Source organism: Pedobacter sp. 22163, assembly GCF_052045595.1.
Classification (GTDB): Bacteria; Bacteroidota; Bacteroidia; order Sphingobacteriales; family Sphingobacteriaceae; genus Pedobacter.
In genome coordinates this window covers 120,383-139,160 of sequence record NZ_JBQEPM010000001.1, presented here as the reverse complement: position 1 = coordinate 139,160, position 18,778 = coordinate 120,383, and the positions used below count along the sequence as shown (strand labels likewise).

At 37.1% G+C, this 18,778-nt stretch carries 17 protein-coding genes; 8 read left to right on the top strand and 9 right to left on the bottom strand.

From position 1 onward, the window contains the following. The first annotated feature begins 102 nt into the window (after positions 1 to 102). The gene (locus ACTJKN_RS00585) at positions 103 to 627 is read left to right on the top strand and encodes a hypothetical protein (RefSeq protein ID WP_440821738.1); all 525 of its coding nucleotides are present in this window, start codon (positions 103 to 105) and stop codon (positions 625 to 627) included. A 53-nt stretch (positions 628 to 680) separates the two neighbouring features. Next, positions 681 to 827 carry a hypothetical protein gene (locus tag ACTJKN_RS00580; RefSeq protein WP_440821736.1) on the top strand — a complete coding sequence of 49 codons (147 nt, stop codon included), beginning with the start codon at positions 681 to 683 and terminating at the stop codon, positions 825 to 827. 48 nt (positions 828 to 875) lie between these two features. On the opposite strand, the gene ACTJKN_RS00575 is transcribed toward ACTJKN_RS00580, so the two are convergent. The 8 genes from ACTJKN_RS00575 to ACTJKN_RS00540 form a co-directional block, all read right to left on the bottom strand. Beyond that, a complete protein-coding gene (locus tag ACTJKN_RS00575) occupies positions 876 to 1,826 on the bottom strand; it encodes a D-2-hydroxyacid dehydrogenase (RefSeq protein ID WP_200912343.1) in 951 nt (316 codons plus the stop codon). Positions 1,827 to 1,904: 78 nt separating this feature from the next. Further along, positions 1,905 to 2,978, bottom strand: a complete 1,074-nt coding sequence (serC, locus tag ACTJKN_RS00570; protein WP_440821733.1) for a 3-phosphoserine/phosphohydroxythreonine transaminase — start codon at positions 2,976 to 2,978, stop codon at positions 1,905 to 1,907. Between the two features lie 184 nt (positions 2,979 to 3,162). Continuing rightward, positions 3,163 to 5,589, bottom strand: coding sequence for a TonB-dependent receptor (locus tag ACTJKN_RS00565; protein WP_440821731.1), 2,427 nt, complete (start codon positions 5,587 to 5,589; stop codon positions 3,163 to 3,165). 85 nt (positions 5,590 to 5,674) lie between these two features. Then, positions 5,675 to 6,346, bottom strand: coding sequence for a ribulose-phosphate 3-epimerase (rpe, locus tag ACTJKN_RS00560; protein ID WP_440821730.1), 672 nt, complete (start codon positions 6,344 to 6,346; stop codon positions 5,675 to 5,677). A gap of 297 nt (positions 6,347 to 6,643) precedes the next feature. Then, entirely contained in the window at positions 6,644 to 8,779 is a 2,136-nt protein-coding gene (gene pnp, locus ACTJKN_RS00555; protein ID WP_029275142.1) for a polyribonucleotide nucleotidyltransferase, read from the bottom strand. A 177-nt stretch (positions 8,780 to 8,956) separates the two neighbouring features. Then, positions 8,957 to 9,241 carry a 30S ribosomal protein S15 gene (gene rpsO, locus ACTJKN_RS00550; protein ID WP_029275143.1) on the bottom strand — a complete coding sequence of 95 codons (285 nt, stop codon included), beginning with the start codon at positions 9,239 to 9,241 and terminating at the stop codon, positions 8,957 to 8,959. Between the two features lie 302 nt (positions 9,242 to 9,543). Further along, positions 9,544 to 10,020, bottom strand: a complete 477-nt coding sequence (locus tag ACTJKN_RS00545; RefSeq protein ID WP_440821727.1) for a hypothetical protein — start codon at positions 10,018 to 10,020, stop codon at positions 9,544 to 9,546. Between the two features lie 7 nt (positions 10,021 to 10,027). Then, complete coding sequence (locus tag ACTJKN_RS00540; RefSeq protein WP_440821725.1) at positions 10,028 to 10,231, bottom strand: hypothetical protein; 204 nt, start codon at positions 10,229 to 10,231, stop codon at positions 10,028 to 10,030. Positions 10,232 to 10,344: 113 nt separating this feature from the next. Between ACTJKN_RS00540 and ACTJKN_RS00535 the strand changes: the two genes are divergently transcribed. The 4 genes from ACTJKN_RS00535 to ACTJKN_RS00520 all read left to right on the top strand — a co-directional run bounded on the left by ACTJKN_RS00535 (position 10,345) and on the right by ACTJKN_RS00520 (position 15,576). Next, entirely contained in the window at positions 10,345 to 10,764 is a 420-nt protein-coding gene (locus ACTJKN_RS00535) for an acyl-CoA thioesterase (protein WP_440821723.1), read from the top strand. A 328-nt stretch (positions 10,765 to 11,092) separates the two neighbouring features. After that, a complete protein-coding gene (locus ACTJKN_RS00530; protein ID WP_440821721.1) occupies positions 11,093 to 12,517 on the top strand; it encodes an MATE family efflux transporter in 1,425 nt (474 codons plus the stop codon). Positions 12,518 to 12,820: 303 nt separating this feature from the next. Then, positions 12,821 to 14,608 carry a translation elongation factor 4 gene (lepA, locus tag ACTJKN_RS00525; protein ID WP_230141310.1) on the top strand — a complete coding sequence of 596 codons (1,788 nt, stop codon included), beginning with the start codon at positions 12,821 to 12,823 and terminating at the stop codon, positions 14,606 to 14,608. An 86-nt stretch (positions 14,609 to 14,694) separates the two neighbouring features. Beyond that, a complete protein-coding gene (locus tag ACTJKN_RS00520; RefSeq protein WP_440821719.1) occupies positions 14,695 to 15,576 on the top strand; it encodes a bifunctional 5,10-methylenetetrahydrofolate dehydrogenase/5,10-methenyltetrahydrofolate cyclohydrolase in 882 nt (293 codons plus the stop codon). Positions 15,577 to 15,760: 184 nt separating this feature from the next. Here the strand turns inward: ACTJKN_RS00520 and ACTJKN_RS00515 are convergent, their stop codons facing one another. Beyond that, on the bottom strand, positions 15,761 to 16,096 hold the full coding sequence (locus ACTJKN_RS00515) for a Rieske (2Fe-2S) protein (protein ID WP_440821717.1): 336 nt from the start codon (positions 16,094 to 16,096) through the stop codon (positions 15,761 to 15,763). 107 nt (positions 16,097 to 16,203) lie between these two features. Between ACTJKN_RS00515 and ACTJKN_RS00510 the strand changes: the two genes are divergently transcribed. Beyond that, entirely contained in the window at positions 16,204 to 16,827 is a 624-nt protein-coding gene (locus ACTJKN_RS00510; protein ID WP_057934199.1) for a 7-carboxy-7-deazaguanine synthase QueE, read from the top strand. A gap of 37 nt (positions 16,828 to 16,864) precedes the next feature. After that, positions 16,865 to 18,751, top strand: a complete 1,887-nt coding sequence (locus ACTJKN_RS00505) for an OmpA family protein (protein ID WP_440821716.1) — start codon at positions 16,865 to 16,867, stop codon at positions 18,749 to 18,751. The last annotated feature ends 27 nt before the right edge of the window (positions 18,752 to 18,778 follow it).

The following is an 18,778-nucleotide window of genomic DNA, read 5'->3' as shown; positions in this document are numbered from 1 at the left end:
AATGATGAAAAACGGAATAGCCAATTGTAAACCAATGAACTAATGGTTAATGAACCAATAAACCAACCAAAACAACTTTCATCCTTTTCACGTTTATATCGCATGAAGAAATATTTTTATCTGCTTATTATTTTATTGCTGAACCTACATGCCTTTGCACAGCAAGATACCGCGGCCTATGTTGCTCAGCGAGCTAAAGTAAATTCGTTACTCGTAGAAAGAAGTAACAAGTTTGGCCAGTATGATGAAAGTTTAAACCAACGAACTGGAATATTCGGCTGGCAAACCAAACGCGATATTAAAAATTCCAATGAAATTCTTCGTCAGGTAGTTTTAACCGATAACAACATCTTCAAAGAGCTGAAAGTATTAATGGATTATAAAGATTTGCAGAACCAGCAGAAAGTAGCTGTGGCGGATAATTCTCAGGAGCGCATGGAACGTTATATGCAAACCATCAAAAAACTACAGGATCAGAATGCGCAGCTTAAAGAAGATTTAGAGAAAAAGACTAAAGGAGGTTTATCAACCTACATCATCGTCTTTTTAATTTTAGTAATGGCAGATGGATTTTATTTCTTCAGCAAAAAACTTCAAAGGTATAAAACTGCTAAAATCAGCTCTTAAAATTACAATTAGATATTAGCAGCTTCGTAATCATTAAAAGCAATAGACAAATTATGAAAAAAGGACTGTTTAAAATCTTGGTGAAGATAAATAAGGTGCTTTTACCAAGTTTGTATAAAAAGGATCCGAGTAAGCTGACTACTTTTCAGAAGGCGGTATTGGGTTACCGATATTGGGTGCTAACGAATGCGTTAGATTAATATAAAGACCTTACAGGTTTTAAAAACCTGTAAGGTCTAGATTTTTTATTATTTCTTAAAATGCTCAATAATTAACGTTGCCAGTTCCGTACCAATACGTTCTTGTGCTTCGTTGGTTGATGCACCAATATGTGGTGTTAAAGAGATTTTTGGATGGGTTAAAATTTCTGCCAATGGTGTAGGCTCGTTATCGAAAACATCTAAACCAGCGAAAGAAACTTTACCAGAATTTAGTGCTTCAATTAAAGCTGGCTCATCAATTGTTCCACCGCGTGAACAGTTTACAATACCTACCCCGTTTTTCATTTTAGCAAATTCTTCTGCACCTAAAATCGGTTTATCAGCAAATGGAGTATGTAAACTAAAGAAATCACTTCCTGCAATTACTTCGTCCAATGAAACTGTTTTAATTGGAATACTTACTGATTTTCCACCTTGGAATTCTAAAGTGATTTCAGATTCTGAAGGATATAAATCGTAAGCCAAAACATTCATACCTAAGCCTAAAGCCACTTTTGCAGTAGCGCGACCGATACGTCCAAAACCGATAATACCGATGGTTTTACCGCTTAGTTCAGTGCCTTTAGCATAAGCTTTTTTCAAGTTATTAAATTGAGTTGAACCTTCTACTGGCATTTTACGGTTAGCATCCTGTAAGAATCTGATACCCGTAAATAAGTGAGAGAATACCAGTTCGGCAACTGATAATGAAGATGCAGCTGGCGTGTTTACTACATTAACACCTTGGCTACGTGCATATTCTACATCGATATTATCCATGCCTACTCCACCTCTACCAATTAATTTGATATTGGGTACCGCATCAATTAATTCTTTTCTAACTTTTGTTGCACTACGTACAGTAATGGCATCATAGTTTTTTAATGCTTCAGCCAATTTATCCTGAGGAACGGTTTCAGTATCAACCTGGAAACCAGCTTTTTCTAATAATTCTTTTCCGATCGGATCAATCCCATCGTTTGCTAATATTTTAATCATTGTTGTATATGATTGCACAGATTTGATTGATTACACCGATTAAATAATCGCAGTAATCATCTGTGGTTAAAATTTAAATTAATTTGCTTTTGCTTGTTGTTCTTCAAATACCTGCATGGCATCTACCAAGGCGTGTACGCTTGTTATTGGCAATGCATTATACATTGATGCACGGAAACCACCAACACTTCTGTGCCCTTTAATACCCACAATACCTTGCTCTTCAGCATATTTCAAGAATGGTTTTTCCAATTCCGGGTTTTCCATTACGAAACAGATGTTCATTCTTGAGCGGTCTTCAACTGCACAAGTTCCTTTAAATAATGGATTACGGTCGATTTCTCTGTAAAGTGCTTCAGCTTTTTGTTTGTTTTCTTTTTCAATCTCAGCAACACCACCTTTTGATTTTAACCAACGTAGATTTAATAAAGCTACATAGATTGAGAAAACCGGAGGGGTATTGTACATCGAATCGTTATCGATATGCGATTGATAGTTCAACATAGATGGAATTTTACGGTCTATTTTGCCTAAAATTTCATTCTTAACAATAACAATGGTTAAACCGGCAGGACCTACATTTTTTTGAGCTCCGGCATAAATTAAATCGAATTTAGAAACATCGATTACACGGCTCATAATATCAGAAGACATATCGCAAACAACAGGAATGTTTGTTTTAGGTACTTCGAAAAGCTCAGTTCCGTAAATGGTATTGTTTGAAGTATAGTGGAAATAAGCACTATCAGCAGGAATTTCAAAATCCTTTGGAATGAAAGTATAGTTCGCATCTTTAGATGAGGCAACTACATTCACATTACCGATAAATTTAGCTTCTTTTAATGCTTTGGTTGCCCAAACACCAGTATCTAAATAACTTGCTGTTTGTCCATCGCCCAATAAATTCATCGGAACCATTGCAAACTGTAAACTTGCACCACCTTGTAAAAATAAAACGGAATAACCCGACGGCACATTTAATAATTCCTTTACCAACTTATCAGCTTCAGCAACAACTGCCTCAAATTCGGTTGTTCTGTGCGAAATTTCTAAAATTGATAATCCATCGTTAAAATCTAAAACAGCCTGAGCTGCTTGTTTAAACACTTCTTGAGGTAAAATACAAGGGCCTGCGCCAAAATTATGCTTCATCTTATTATATAATGTTTTATGGGCGTAAATGTAAAATTTTTAAAGCAGTTATGCCCATAAAATCGTATCATAAAAAATTAAATTTTGTTAAAAATCTCAACCAAATTGAGCGTTTTGTTGCAGTTTTTGCAAAAGAATTCGCTAATCAGAAAGACAAAAGATTAACGCCGATAGATTTAGTAGTTTATGGCTTATTCTTCAACTTCACAATCAACTTCAGGTTAAACTGCCTGCCTGTTAAATAATTTGGAATGGCATATTGCACATTATCTACATCCTTAAGCCATAAGTAGGAAACTGTATTGTCGATATTCAACATATTAAAAACTTCAAAGAATAGAATAACCGAACTGAAATTTTTGTCCAAAAATTTGGGTTTGTGCAAAGCGGCGTCATCAAGGAAATCTTTAGAGAAACCGATATCTACCCGCTTGTATGATGGGATAAAAAATTGATCTAAGTACCGTGGTGTTTGTGATGGACCAATCGGTAACCTTGACCCATAAAGCGCGTTTAAGTGTACTTTATAAGTTGGACTATTTAATAATTTATCCTGGAAAAATATAGAAAAATTCAAACGCTGATCAGTTGGTCTTTTTAGATAGCCAGGATAAATTGTACTTCCATTCTGAATATAACGATCTCCGATAATATCTTCATTGGCATGCATAACCGACATTCTGAAATAAGAAACCAGATCCTTAACAAATTCGCCGCCTATGCTAAAATCGGCCCCATAAGCATAACCACGCGAGACTTCATTCGCCAGGTATTTAATTCTCAGGTTATCAATTTTGTACGGAATCAATCGGTCTGAATATTTAAAATAGGCCTCAGAGGTAAACTTCAAGCGCGTTCCAAAAGCATCGAAAGCGTATTCATAACCTAGAGAAGTGTTATAAGAACTCTGTGCCTTTTGATCGATATTTAATACTCCTGAAAAATCACGAATAGTCCGGTACGAGGGTGGCTGTTTGTAAACACCAGCAGAAAACCTTAAAATTTTATTGTTTGAATTGGGCCTGTAAGCAATTAACATCCTCGGACTGATCAATAGCTGTTTGCTTAACGAACTATATGTGGCGCGTGCTCCTAATTGCAACTCTGCAGAATTGGAAAGCGAATAGCTATCCTGAATGTAAGTACTGTAGTTTTTAATATCGATATTGTTCTGTATGTTGATTACATTTTGTAACGTGATATTTTTCGAATTGTTGGGCAAAATGAAGCCGGCAGAATCGGTATAATTATACTCGTTCAGCTGATCGTTGTAATTAGATTTATCGAATTTTATCCCCCATGAAAAAACATGATTATCAAAATTCTGATCTACTTTTATTTCAGAAGCGAAAATCTGGGTATTTAAACTATTTCTTCCGTAGTTATAATAACTACCAATGCCCCTGTTTTTATTGATCATCCCAAAATTTTCACCTGAAAAGTTATTATCCACCTCATCAAAAATATAGCTGCCATTAATATCGAAACGCTCTCTCTCAACCGTACTAAAATAACTGTTTATAAACTTGATCACCAGGTTTGGTTTGGGCGAATAAGTAGCGGTAACGGCGCTTCCTAAAGTTTGGTAATCGTCTATTTCTTGTCCCGTATAATCCACATTTAGTCTTAATGTAGTGCTCAACGTTCCGAACTGAGTTTCCCTATTGGTGGGTACTAATTTAAACTGACCGAGGTTAAAGCTCCCCAAAAAACCGATATTGAATTTTGGTGAAAAATCATATTGATACAGCAATTGAGCATCGGCAAAATTTGGACTGTAACTTCCCTTTTCATCTTGTTTAATCAGTACACTCGAGTTGTTTTTATAACGTAAACCAGCCAAAAGGAAGCTGTTTTTGAATATCTTTTTGGTTGTTAACGAAGTATTTAAAAGGCTGGTACTAAAAATGGTTTGATTACTATCCGGTTTATCGTATCTAATATCTAAGATTGAAGATAGTTTATCGCCATATTTCGCTTCAAAACCACCTGCAGAGAATTTTGCTTTACTCACCAGATCCGAATTGATAAAACTTAGTCCCTCCTGTTGTCCATTGCGGATCAATACTGGTCGGTTAATTTCTACATCGTTGATGTAAATCAGGTTTTCGTCGAAGTTACCTCCCCTAACGCTATATTGGGCACTTAATTCGTTGTTTGTAGATACACCTGGCAGGGTTTTGAGCATGGTTTCAAAATTGCCAGAAACCAATGGCATTGAAGAAACATCGGCAATATTAATAGTAGTGGTGTTACTTAACTGGTTTTGTTTATTGGTGATATTAACCTGCTCTAATTCATTGATATTGGCAATTAAATTTACCTGTTTGATAATCCGGGCTCCCGAGCGCTCACTAAATTTTATGGTTTGTGGCTGATAGCCCAAAAGCGAATATTTAATGCTAAAGGTTTTCGATTTTGAATAAATCGTATATACACCAAATTCATCAGTAACGGTTGATTGTGCCTGCCCTAAAACGATTACGGTAACCTGTGCCAAGGGTAACCTTTCATCGCTATAAACTATTCCTGAAACTCTAACTAAAGGCTGTGCTACTGCAAAACCGCAACCAGCAATTAAAAGGAAAAGGATTAGCCGAAATTTGAGCATTTTTAGTATCAAGACAAAGGTATCAGGTATTAAGACTGTATGCGCCTCATCCTAAAAACAATTTAGCAATAAAACATTTAACAATTTAAATATTTATAGCGCTAGTTGTCAAGCTTTTCATTTTAGAAATAGTTTCCGTTGGATTATCTGTTGCGAAAATTGCATTTCCGGCCACAAAAGCATTGGCACCTGCAGATACTAATGTAGCAATATTTTGCAAACCAACACCACCATCGATTTCAATTATTAGATCTTCATTTACCCCTTGAATCAAGGCCTTTAAATCTTTTATTTTCTTGTAGGTATTATGGATAAAAGCTTGTCCACCGAAACCGGGATTAACCGACATAATGAGCACCAGATCAAGATCTTCAATTACATCCTGCAATAAGGTTACCGGAGTGTGCGGGTTCAAAGCCACACCAGCCTTGCAGCCTGATGCCTTGATTAACTGAATGGTTCTATGCAGGTGTGTGCAGGCTTCGTAATGTACCGTGATTCTATCCGCTCCTGCTTTGGCAAAATCCTGAACATATTTATCCGGCTCAACAATCATTAAATGTACATCCAAAGGTTTGGTAGCATGTTTTTTTACAGCAGCCATTATAGGGAAACCGAAAGAAATATTTGGAACGAAAATACCATCCATCACATCAACGTGGAACCAATCGGCCTCGCTGTGGTTAATCATTTCAATATCTCGTTGTAAATTGCCAAAATCGGCAGAAAGTATGGATGGGGCAATGATGTATTTCATTTCTTTTATAATTCCATCATTGCGAGGCACGAAGCAACCTTTTAAAATAGTCTACTTAAAGATTGCTTCGTGCCTCGCATTGACGATTTGTTTATACGATTTACTAATAATGCAAGTTACGAAAGAAGTCCGAAAGTTTTTAAGTTAGAGATAAAGATGCTGAAATAAATCCGATAGCTATCGGATCAGCATGAAGAAACGCATTAGGTCGATTTAAAAGTAAAAAGCCCTTTCAGTGTAAACTGAAAGGGCTTTTTATATATTTCCCGACTTCGGACTTCCGACTCCAGACTTTTTTTATGCTTGTGGCGCAGCTGGTTTTTCTGGTCTTGGCAATAAAACTTTGCGAGAAAGTTTCATTTTGCCTTGCTTATCGATGTCTAATAATTTAACCTCGATTTTATCACCTTCTTTTAATACACCGTCCATGGTTTCTAAACGTTCCCATGAAATTTCAGAGATGTGCAATAAACCATCTTTACCCGGCATAACCTCAACAAATGCACCGAATGGCATAATTGATTTTACTTTACCTTGGTAAACTTCGCCGATTTCTGGCTTAGCTACGATATTACGGATACGGGTAACCGCTGCATCAATAGCTGCTTTGTTATCAGCAAATACTTCTACAATACCTTTGCCATCAACTTCTTCGATAGAGATTGAAGCACCGGTTTCGCGTTGCATTTCTTGAATAATTTTACCTCCAGGGCCGATAATTGCACCAATAAATTCTTTATCAATAGTTAAAGAAACAATACGTGGTGCATGTGGTTTATAATCTTCGTTAGGTGAGCTGATGGTTTTCTTCATCTCGTTTAAGATGTGTAAACGACCTTCTTTAGCCTGTAATAAAGCTTTTGTTAGCACTTCGTAAGATAAACCATTGATTTTTAAGTCCATTTGACAGGCAACGATACCATGTTCAGTACCGGTTACTTTAAAGTCCATATCACCTAAGTGATCTTCATCACCTAAAATATCAGAAAGGATTGCATATTTGCCAGTTTTCTCATCGGTAATTAAACCCATTGCTATACCTGAAACTGGAGATTTGATTTTAATACCTGCATCCATTAATGCTAATGTACCAGCACAAACAGTTGCCATTGATGACGAACCGTTAGATTCTAAGATATCAGAAACAATACGGATGGTATAAGGATTTGCTTCACCTTGAGGCAATACTTTTTTCAATGAACGTTGTGCTAAAGCACCGTGACCAATTTCGCGACGGCCAGCGCCTCTGTTTGGTCTAACCTCTCCAGTTGAGAAACCAGGGAAATTATAGTGCAATAAGAATTTGTTGTAACCATTAAAGAAAGCACCATCAATCATTTGCTCATCATCTTTACTACCTAAAGTAACTGAAGTTAATGATTGTGTTTCGCCACGTGTAAATACAGCCGAACCGTGAGCAGCAGGTAAATAACCAACTTCACTCCAGATAGGACGAATTTCTGTAGTTTTACGGCCATCTAAGCGGATACCTTCATCTAACAACAGGTTTCTGATGGCATCGTACTGAACATCATGATAATAATGTTTAGCCATTGCTTTAGTTAAATCTGCAGTATCTTCTGGCATTGCCTCGAAGAATTCGTTAATGATCGCAGTGAAACCTTCTTTACGAACATCTTTATTGCCACCAGCTTTTGCTACAGCATAAACTTTATCATAAGTATCAGCATAAACCTTAGCTTTTAAATCAGCATCATGGTCTTCGTGGCTGTACTCGCGTTTAACGGTTTTGCCAGTAGCTTCAGTTAATTCAACCTGAATAGCGCACTGAACTTTAATTGCATCGTGTGCAAATTTTAAAGCCTCAACCATTTCGTCTTCCTGAATTTCATCACACTCACCTTCAACCATGCCTATATCATTAGCCGAACCAGCTACCATAAACTCTAAAGTTGCACGCTCTAATTGGCTAGCTAATGGATTGATTACCAATTTACCATCAATTTTAGCAACACGTACTTCAGAAATCGGACCGTTGAAAGGAATATCAGAAACTGATAATGCAGCTGATGCTGCTAAACCTGCCAAACAATCTGGCATAATATCTTTATCTGCAGAAATTAAAGAAATCATCACCTGTGTATCAGAGTGATAATCACTTGGGAACATTGGGCGTAAAGCTCTGTCTACCAAACGAGAGATTAATACCTCGTAATCGGATAATCTTGCCTCACGACGTAAAAAGCCTCCTGGAATACGGCCTGTAGCCGCATATTTTTCCTGATAATCAACCGATAAAGGTAAAAAATCAGTACCTGGTTTAGCACCAACAGTTGATACTACTGTTGCTAACAACATGGTATCGCCCATTTTTACCACAACTGAACCATCAGCCTGTTTAGCCAATTTACCAGTTTCAATTTCTACAATTCTGCCATCGCCCAAATCGAACGATTTTTTTATTACATTCATTTAAATAGAATTATGGTGTGTTTTCCTCTTTCTACACACCGTTGTTTATATATGTATTTGTTTTTGCAAACGAAGATAGGATTAAAAAAGCCTATCTATAATAAAACCCGTTAAAAAAATTAACAGGGAATTAAAAAGCCATTCCCTAAAGAATGGCTTTTATTGATAAACTTGCGCTTATTTTTGTTTGATGATATCACGAAGCGATAAAGCTTTGATGATAGCACGATAGCGCTCAATATCTTTTTTGTATAGGTAAGCCAAAATACCGCGGCGTTTACCTACCAATTTTTGAAGTGACAACTGAGTAGAGAAATCTTTACGATTTTTCTTTAAGTGTTCTGTTAAGTGCGCAATACGGTATGTAAATAACGCTACTTGACCTTCTGCAGAACCAGTATTGGTTTCTACTTTGCCGTGTTCTTTAAAGATCACAGCTTTTTTCTCTGGACTTAAATACATTCTTGAATAATATTAAAGCAATAAAAATTAATTAATTGTGGCGCAAAGATAAGGCTATTTTTATTTATAAACAAGTGCTTGTTAAATGATAAATTATTATCGTCTTTATCTGATTTGGGTTTTGGAAAGCAAGGTAAGTTCTTATTGGCTATTGTACTCCCGCCCTCGCCGCAATCTTTTTGCAATCTTACTTTCTTTATAGTTATGCGAGAAGGAAACGATGAAGCAATCTAATTCGGCAAGTAAAGCAAAAAGTATTCCCTACTAAGTCGGGTTTCGAGAACTTGAGGGGGGCAAGAAACTTAGTTTCGCTTATTAATACGCTCCAATTCTAAAACATCCAATTGGTCTTTAGGCCTATTAGTTGCCCGTTTATTATCCAAAAGATGGTTGTAATGAAGGAACCTAGCTTTGATACCATTAATCTCATCTACTGTGGCCATTTCAAAATACTCATTAAATTTGTGCTTATCCAATCCAGGGATATCAGTCATTAGATCGGCATACATGCCATCATCCATTAAGACTTCACAATAGCCTGCTATAATTGGAACATCTAACAACACATCGTATCGGCCGTAACCCATTTTATCTAAAGCGTAAATAAGGTTTTGCCTGTTTTCTTTTGTGTCTTTTAAGTAGATGTCTAAATCGCCAGTGGTACGGTTATAACCATACCGGTTAACGGCAAAGCCACCAACAATAAGGTAATGCACATCAAACTGCTCGAATGTTTCCAGCAACAAAAGCATTTCTGGATTTTCCTTATCAAATGACATGTAGAGATTATATATTTGGTTTGCGGATGATAATGCCTTTTCCTTGTGGAAACTTTAAAGGTTGGCCACCATTCATGGTAACTGAAATGTGGTTAAGATATAAAACACCAAAGAAGCGCTGCTCTGGGGTACGTTTTAAATAAACGTTTTCACGCTCTTCGACTATTGTTTCACGCGCAACTGTAATATCATATAAAGTGAGCTTTCCCATTTCATATCAAAAATACGAAAAATTAGCAAGTAATACATTACATTTTCTTCGACATTTTGCAAGCAATACTTTACAATCAAGCTTTATTAATACTTTTGCAAAAACATTTACCCTTGGAAAAGAATCAATACAGCATTTTCGAAAGTGAATTACGTGTCCGTCCGGATGATATCGATATGTTTAACCATGTACATAATAGTAAATATTTAGATTATGTACTGGCAGCACGTTATGAGCAAATGGAAAAATTCTACGGTATGCCCTGGGAACATTTTACCAAACAGGGTCTGGGTTGGGTTGTAAGCCATGTTGACATTAATTTTAAACGCCCATTGTTGATGAACGATTTAATGCTGATCAGAACTGGAATCTTAACCATGAACGATAAGGGTTGTTCTGTTCAATTCGAAATCATTAATCAAAAAACAGGTAAAGTGGCTTCAGATGGCATTTTTGATTATGTATTGATTGATTTAACTACTAGTCGTGGAACAAAGGTTTCGGAAGAAATGATTAAAGCCTACAGTATATAGAAGATGATTACACCGATTTAGGGATTATAGATTCCTAAGTTCCGTGTCTAGGTTAAAAAAAAGTTATAAATCCAACCTGTATGGTCTATGAGACACAGATCATGGATCAACAATAAAAAATTAATCACTTCAACAAAAATTAGTCATCTAAATTTGACAATTCGAAATTTTATCTATCTTTGTTGCATCAAAAAGACCAGAGCCATGATAGTATCTGCAATCCGTTTGAGGTTCTAAATAACCGAGGATTCCCTCCCTTACAATTTTTAGATATGTACGCTTAAAGGCGTATCATTGGTTTATACATTACACTTACTTTATTATTTATATGTCACAGTCAACAAAGACACAGGGCAAACTTTCGTCTTTTTTCGATATCCTCGTCCAATCTTTAAAAGGGCACGAAGTTGATTTAACTTCAATTAGTATTAAACGCGCAATTATTTTATTGGCCATTCCGATGATGCTGGAAATGGCTATGGAGTCGGTTTTTGCCTTAGTCGATCTATATTTTGTAGGTCATTTAGAAAACAGTAGCCATGCTATACAGACCGTTGGTTTAACAGAATCGGTGTTAACCATTATTTACTCATTGGCCATCGGGTTGAGTATGGCTGCAACAGCGGTTGTTGCCAGGAGAATTGGCGAAAAAAATCCAGAAGCAGCATCAAAAGCTGGTATGCAGACGATCGTAATTGCGGTTTTCGTTAATATTATAATCAGTATCCTTGGGTTAATTTATGCCAGAGATATTCTATTGCTCATGGGGGCTTCAACTGAAACAGCTGATCAAGGCGTTCCATTTGTTCGGATTATGATGGGTGGAAGTATCATTATTGTACTCTTATTCTTAATCAACGGGATTTTTCGTGGTGCAGGTAATGCAGCAATCGCTATGCGGAGTTTGTGGATCGCCAATATTGCGAACATCATCCTCTGCCCTATTTTTATCAATGGGTTTGGGCCAGTGCCGGCATTCGGTTTAACAGGCGCTGCAATTGCCACTACCATTGGTCGTGGTTTAGGAGTTACTTATCAGGTTTACAATCTGTTTAGTGGTAAAAACATACTAAAGATACGCATTAGTCACTTCTTGCCTGATTTTACCCAGATTAAAGCGATCGTTAAAATTGCCGCTCCGGCTATTTTCCAGTTCGTAATTGCGAGCTGTAGCTGGGTGTTTTTGGCAGAACTTGTTGCCACTACTGGTGGTGATACAGGATCAGCAGGTTACCAGACAGCACTGCGACTCATGATGTTTTTTATGTTACCAGCCTGGGGCTTAAGCAATGCAGCCGCTACTCTGGTTGGTCAGAATTTAGGCGCAGGCCATATAGATCGCGCTGAAAAATCAGTATTCCAAACCTTGAAATACATTATTGTTTTCATGGCAGTTGTAAGTGTACTGTTCTTAACCTGTGGGCATTTGTTCGCGGCATTTTTCACTTCAGATGAAGAGGTAATAGCTATTGCCAGTAAGGCCCTTAAGATTATGAGCCTCGGTTTTGTGATTTACGGAGCTGCAATGGTATTCAGTAGTGCATTTAATGGCGCTGGCGATACCTGGACACCTACCAAAATTAATGTTTTTGCCTTTTGGTTGTTCCAGATTCCTTTTGCTTACTTTTTGGCCAAATTTTTAGAAATGGGCCCAACAGGTGTTTTTATTGCCATCCCAGCAGCTGAAGCAGGTATTGCTATAGCTGCCTATATCTTGTTTAAAAAGGGTAAATGGAAAAAAACGATGGTTTAGATTAACCCTAAGAGAATTTAACCACAGATGCACACAGATAGGTAAGATATCTGTGTGCATCTCTTTTATCTTGATTCAATTTTTATAATCCGTACTAATAAATTTTCAAAAGTAAACCATCTCTGATAAAATAAACCTGATCCGATAGCTATCGGATGGAACGTACAAGGAGTGCAACGGAATAGAGTGGAAAGCAGGTCTGCAGTAACAGAAAACTCACTGTATTTGCTTTTCAGATCAATTGCCTGTAGCAGATATTTTCTAGATTAAAAATTACCTTAAAAAGCATATCTTTGCGCAAAGATGAAGCATATACGTAATTTTTGCATTATTGCACATATTGACCATGGCAAGAGCACCTTGGCTGATAGGTTATTAGAATACACCGAGACAATTTCAAAGCGTGAGGCGCAGGCACAATTGCTCGATAACATGGATTTAGAGCGTGAGAGAGGCATAACAATTAAAAGTCATGCCATACAAATGAACTATAAAGTAGGTGATATCGAATATAATTTCAACCTGATTGATACACCTGGACACGTAGATTTTTCGTACGAAGTTTCGCGTTCCATCGCTGCCTGCGAGGGTGCATTGCTTATTGTTGATGCTTCGCAAGGTATTCAGGCACAGACCATTTCGAACTTATATTTAGCACTTGAACACGACCTTGAAATTATTCCGATTTTAAATAAAATGGATTTACCTGGGGCAATGCCTGAGGAAGTAAAAGACCAGATTATTGATTTAATTGGGTGTAAACGAGAAGATATTATTCCTGCATCGGGTAAAACCGGAATGGGTATCCCTGATATTATTCAGGCCATTGTAGACCGCGTTCCAGCTCCGGTTGGTGATCCGGAAGCACCTTTACAAGCTTTGATTTTCGACTCTGTTTTTAACTCATTCAGAGGAATTATTGCTTATTATAAAGTAGTAAACGGCGAAATTAAAAAAGGCGACAAAGTAAAATTCATTAATACTGGTAAAGAATATCTAGCTGATGAGGTTGGGATTCTGAAACTGGATATGTCACCACGTAATGTGGTAAAAACCGGAGATGTGGGATACATTATTTCCGGTATTAAAGAAGCCAGAGAGGTAAAAGTTGGTGATACGATTACGACTACTGCAAGACCATCTTTAGATTCGATTCAAGGTTTTGAAGAGGTTAAACCAATGGTTTTTGCAGGTATTTACCCTGTTGATACTGATGAGTTTGAAGAACTTCGCGAGGCAATGCACAAGTTGCAACTCAATGATGCATCTATTGTTTTCGAACCGGAAAGCTCTGCTGCATTAGGCTTTGGTTTCCGTTGCGGGTTCCTTGGTATGTTGCACATGGAGATTATCCAGGAGCGTTTGGAGCGTGAATTCGACATGACGGTTATCACAACCGTTCCCAACGTATCTTACATTGCCCACACTACTAAAGGGGATGAAATTTTTGTAAATAATCCATCTGATTTGCCCGACCCAAGTAAATTGGATTCAGTTGAAGAACCATTTATTAAAGCAAACATCATTACCAAAGCTGATTTTGTTGGTCCTGTAATGTCACTTTGTATTCAGAAAAGAGGAACAATTGTAAATCAATCGTATTTAACATCTGATCGTGTTGAGCTGGTTTTTGAAATGCCAATGGGCGAAATTGTATTTGATTTTTATGATAAATTGAAAACGATCTCAAAGGGCTACGCATCTTTCGACTATCATCAGATTGGTTATCGTAAATCCGATTTGGTTCGTTTAGATATGTTAATAAATGACGAGCCGGTTGATGCATTATCATCTTTAATCCACCGTAGCAATGCTTACGATTTTGGAAAGAAAATTTGCGAGAAATTAAGAGAATTAATCCCTCGCCAACAGTTCGAGATTAAAATACAGGCATCAATTGGTGCTAAAGTTATTGCCCGCGAAACATTAAGTGCTTTACGTAAAGATGTAACAGCTAAATGTTACGGTGGTGATATTTCCCGTAAACGTAAGTTATTGGAGAAACAGAAAAAAGGTAAAAAACGTATGCGCCAGGTTGGAAACGTAGAAATTCCACAAAGTGCATTTATGGCGGTTTTGAAATTAGATTAAAAATTAGATATGAGATGATAGGATATGAGACATTAGACAATTTGTTCGATCTCAGATCTCAAATCTCATTTCTCACATCTTTAAGAATGAAATTATTAGACGGTAAATACGTATCAGAAAAAATTAAAGTTCAAATTGCAGAAGAAGCTGCCGAATTTTTAAATAAAAGTGGTCGCAAGCCACACCTCGTTGCTATTTTAGTGGGTAACGATGGTGGAAGCGAAACTTATGTGGCCAGTAAGATGAAAAACTGCGAAAAGGTCGGTTTTAAATCATCGTTACATAGATATGATAATTCGGTAACTGAAGCTGAGTTATTGGCGAAAATTGAAGAAATTAACCAGGATGATGATGTAGACGGATTAATTGTTCAATTGCCTTTGCCGAAGCACATTGATCCGGAGAAAGTTACCGAAAAGATCGATCATCGTAAAGATGTTGATGGATTTCACCCGGTAAATTTAGGTAGAATGATGCGCAACCTACCTTGCTTTATCCCGGCTACACCCTATGGTATACTATTGATGTTGCAAGAATATGGCATCGATACTACAGGAATGCATTGTGTGGTTGTTGGTCGCAGTAATATTGTGGGTAGCCCAATGAGCATTTTAATGGCCCGCAATGCCAATCCAGGCAATTGTACGGTAACACTTACCCATTCTCGTACTAAAGATTTAAAAGAACAGGTTCTCCAAGCAGATATCGTGATTGCTGCCATTGGTAAAAAGAATTTTGTTACTGCCGATATGGTGAAACCTGGTGCCATTATTATTGATGTAGGTATTAACCGTGAAACTTCTGCTGAAACCAAATCTGGCTTTAAGTTATATGGTGATGTAGATTTCGAAAATGTTGCACCCAAAGCTTCTTATATTACGCCTGTTCCTGGTGGTGTGGGTTTAATGACCATTGTTGGTTTATTAAAAAACACATTAGCATCGGCTAGGAAAGAGATATATTCTTAAGCCTAAAGACTAAATAAGGGAAAGCGGTTCATTTTTGGATCGCTTTTTTTATTTAATGAAAAGGCAGTTAGTTAGCATATACCCCGCTTACGATAGGCAATTGGCTTTACCAATGAACGAATGACCAATGAACTAGTGAACCTATAATACATCTGTGTTCATCCTTTTTATCTGTGGTTAAAAATCAACTCCACAATTTACTCCACCAGCTTTCTTCAAAACCAATATAAAGGCCATCTTCGCGCAATTCTGTTGGATAGATGTTGATATAATCACCCTGTCCCTCTGCTCCCCTTCCCGTGGTTAAATTGTATTCGTAGCGATGGATCGGACAAACCAGATGTCCGTTTTTGCACCAGCCGCCACTAAAATGTCCGCCAGCATGCGGACAATGCGATTGGGTTGCGGTAATTTTGTCTTCATTATTAATCAAACAAATTTGTTTTCCCGCAACTTCAATTGTTTTAATTGTATCAAGACGGGGAATCTGGTTGTTATTTAATGCCTTAAACCACTTCATGCAGCTAAAATACGGCAAATAAATATCAGTCTTATTTCATCTTTACATTAAATTTCAAAAGAGGAACAGCATCACCATATTTTTTTAGGATATTTGCATCCTCAAAAATGAAACAAGACATACCAGAAGACGGCACATTACTTCCTTTAATGGAAGAATTTTATACCATACAGGGCGAAGGATTTAATACTGGTAAAGCAGCTTATTTTATCCGTTTAGGGGGCTGCGATGTAGGCTGCCATTGGTGCGATGTGAAAGAAAGCTGGGACGCCGAAATGCATCCACTTACGGCATCGGATGTAATTGTTGAAAACGCCGATAAATTTCCGGGTAAGGCTGTTGTAATTACAGGTGGCGAACCCTTGATTTATAACCTGGATTATTTAACCAATAAATTAAAAGAAAGAGGTATTCTTACCTTTATAGAAACATCTGGTGCCTACCCACTTTCTGGAAATTGGGACTGGATCTGCTTATCACCAAAGAAATTTAAAGCACCAAGACCGGATATTACACCTTTTGCGCACGAATTAAAGGTGATCGTTTTTAATAAAAGTGATTTTAAATGGGCTGAAGAATATGCGGCTATGGTGTCTCCTACCTGTAAATTATATCTACAGCCAGAATGGTCTAAATCAAAAGAAATTACACCATTAATTATTGATTATGTAATGGCAAACCCAAAATGGGAAATTTCTTTGCAAACACACAAATTTTTAAATATTCCTTAAAAACAATACATTAGCTTTATCACCAAATGTTAATGTAATGAAATTCTGTTTAGTCCTCTTCTTTAGCATACTGAGTATTTATTGTTTTGGGCAAAGCTCCCCGAATAAAAAAGCACAGGTTTTTTTTGAAAAATCCGGTCCATTTATTGATAAACTGAATTATGCTGCTGCCGAACAGGTATTAGAAAGTGCGGTTGAAGCTGATCCGTTATTTCAGAATGCCTATATTGTGCTTGCTGGCGTTTATAAATCACAAAAAAAGTATACTGAAGCCAAAGCTGCTTACGAAAAAGCCATATTGATCAATAAAACTGTAGCTCCGGCTGTAATTTATGGCTTGGCTGAAACCGAATTCGCAACTCAGGATTATTTAAAATCGAAACAGCATTTTAGTGAATTTTTAACATTAGATCCTTCATCTGATAGAGCAAAAAGAGCAAAGAAATATCTTTTAGATTGTGATTTCGCCACCATAGCAATCGAGAAACCCGTAAAATATAGTCCAACAAATTTAGCTGAAGGTGTAAATACAACAGATGCTGAGTACTTTCCTGCGATAACAGCTGATGGTGAAACTTTGGTTTTTACGCGTCAGCTAAATGGTAATGAAGATTTCTGGACATCACAGCTTAAAAATAATAAATGGGGTGCCGCTACTCCCTTATCCAGCAATATAAATACTATCCGATACAATGAAGGGGCGCAAACCATTTCGCCTGATGGGAAGTACCTTTTTTTTACGGGATGCAACCGACCAGACGGCCTAGGTAGGTGTGATATTTATGTTTCACACCGTGAGGGAAAAGATTGGGGCGAACCTTACAACGTTGGGAAACCCGTTAATTCAGAATATTGGGAATCACAACCTGCAATCAGTCCTGATGGAAGAACCTTGTATTTTATAAGTAACAGACCAGGTGGATCTGGAGGTTATGATATCTGGAAAAGCAGTATTACCGATGATGCCAAATGGGGACCTGCCATTAACCTGGGGCCTGATATTAACACGGTTTATGATGAAAACACACCATTTTTGCATGCTGATGGAAGAACTTTGTATTTTTCTTCTGATGGTTGGCTAGGTTTTGGAAACAAAGATATTTATTATAGCAGAATGGATAATGATGGCAAGTGGCAAAAGCCGGTTAATATCGGTTATCCAATCAATTCTTTCGAAGATGAAAGTGGTTTGGTAGTAAGTGCTGATGGAAATTTCGGCTTGTTTTCTTCGAATTTAAAAGGAGGTTTTGGCTTACAGGATATTTATAGCTTTGGAATTCCTGAAGTAGCTAAACCGCTGAAGGTTTCTTATGTGAAAGGGATTGTAAGGGACCGGGATACTAAAAAAACGATCGAAAGTAATGTTCAGGTGGTTGATCTGAAAAGCAATAAAACTGTTTTCGACGATTATACTGATCCAGAAACTGGTCAGTTTTTAGCGGTAATGCCTGTTGGGAGTAATTATCTGTTTAATGTAAATGCCGAAGGTTACATGTTTTACTCTGAAAACTTTGAGCTCAAGGCAGGAGATATCAATAAACCTTACCAGATTGAAGTTTATATCGAGAAAATAAAGCAAGGTGGAAATGTAACCTTAAGAAACATTTTCTTCGATACCAATAAGTTTAATCTTTTACCCGCTTCTATCCGTGAACTGGATCTACTTATCGATTTTTTGAAACAAAACGAAAACGTACAGATTGAGATTCAGGGGCATACCGATAATGTTGGCGATGATAAGTTGAATGAAAAATTGTCATTTAACCGTGCCAATGCAGTTTACGAGTACCTGATCAAAAATAGTATTGATGCTAAAAGGCTTACCTTTAAGGGCTTTGGAGCAAGTAAACCGATCGCTGATAATAAAACGGAATCAGGTAGGAAAAGCAATCGTAGAACGTCATTTGTAATTACTAAAATATAAACATATAAAGTATTACTTAAAAAAATC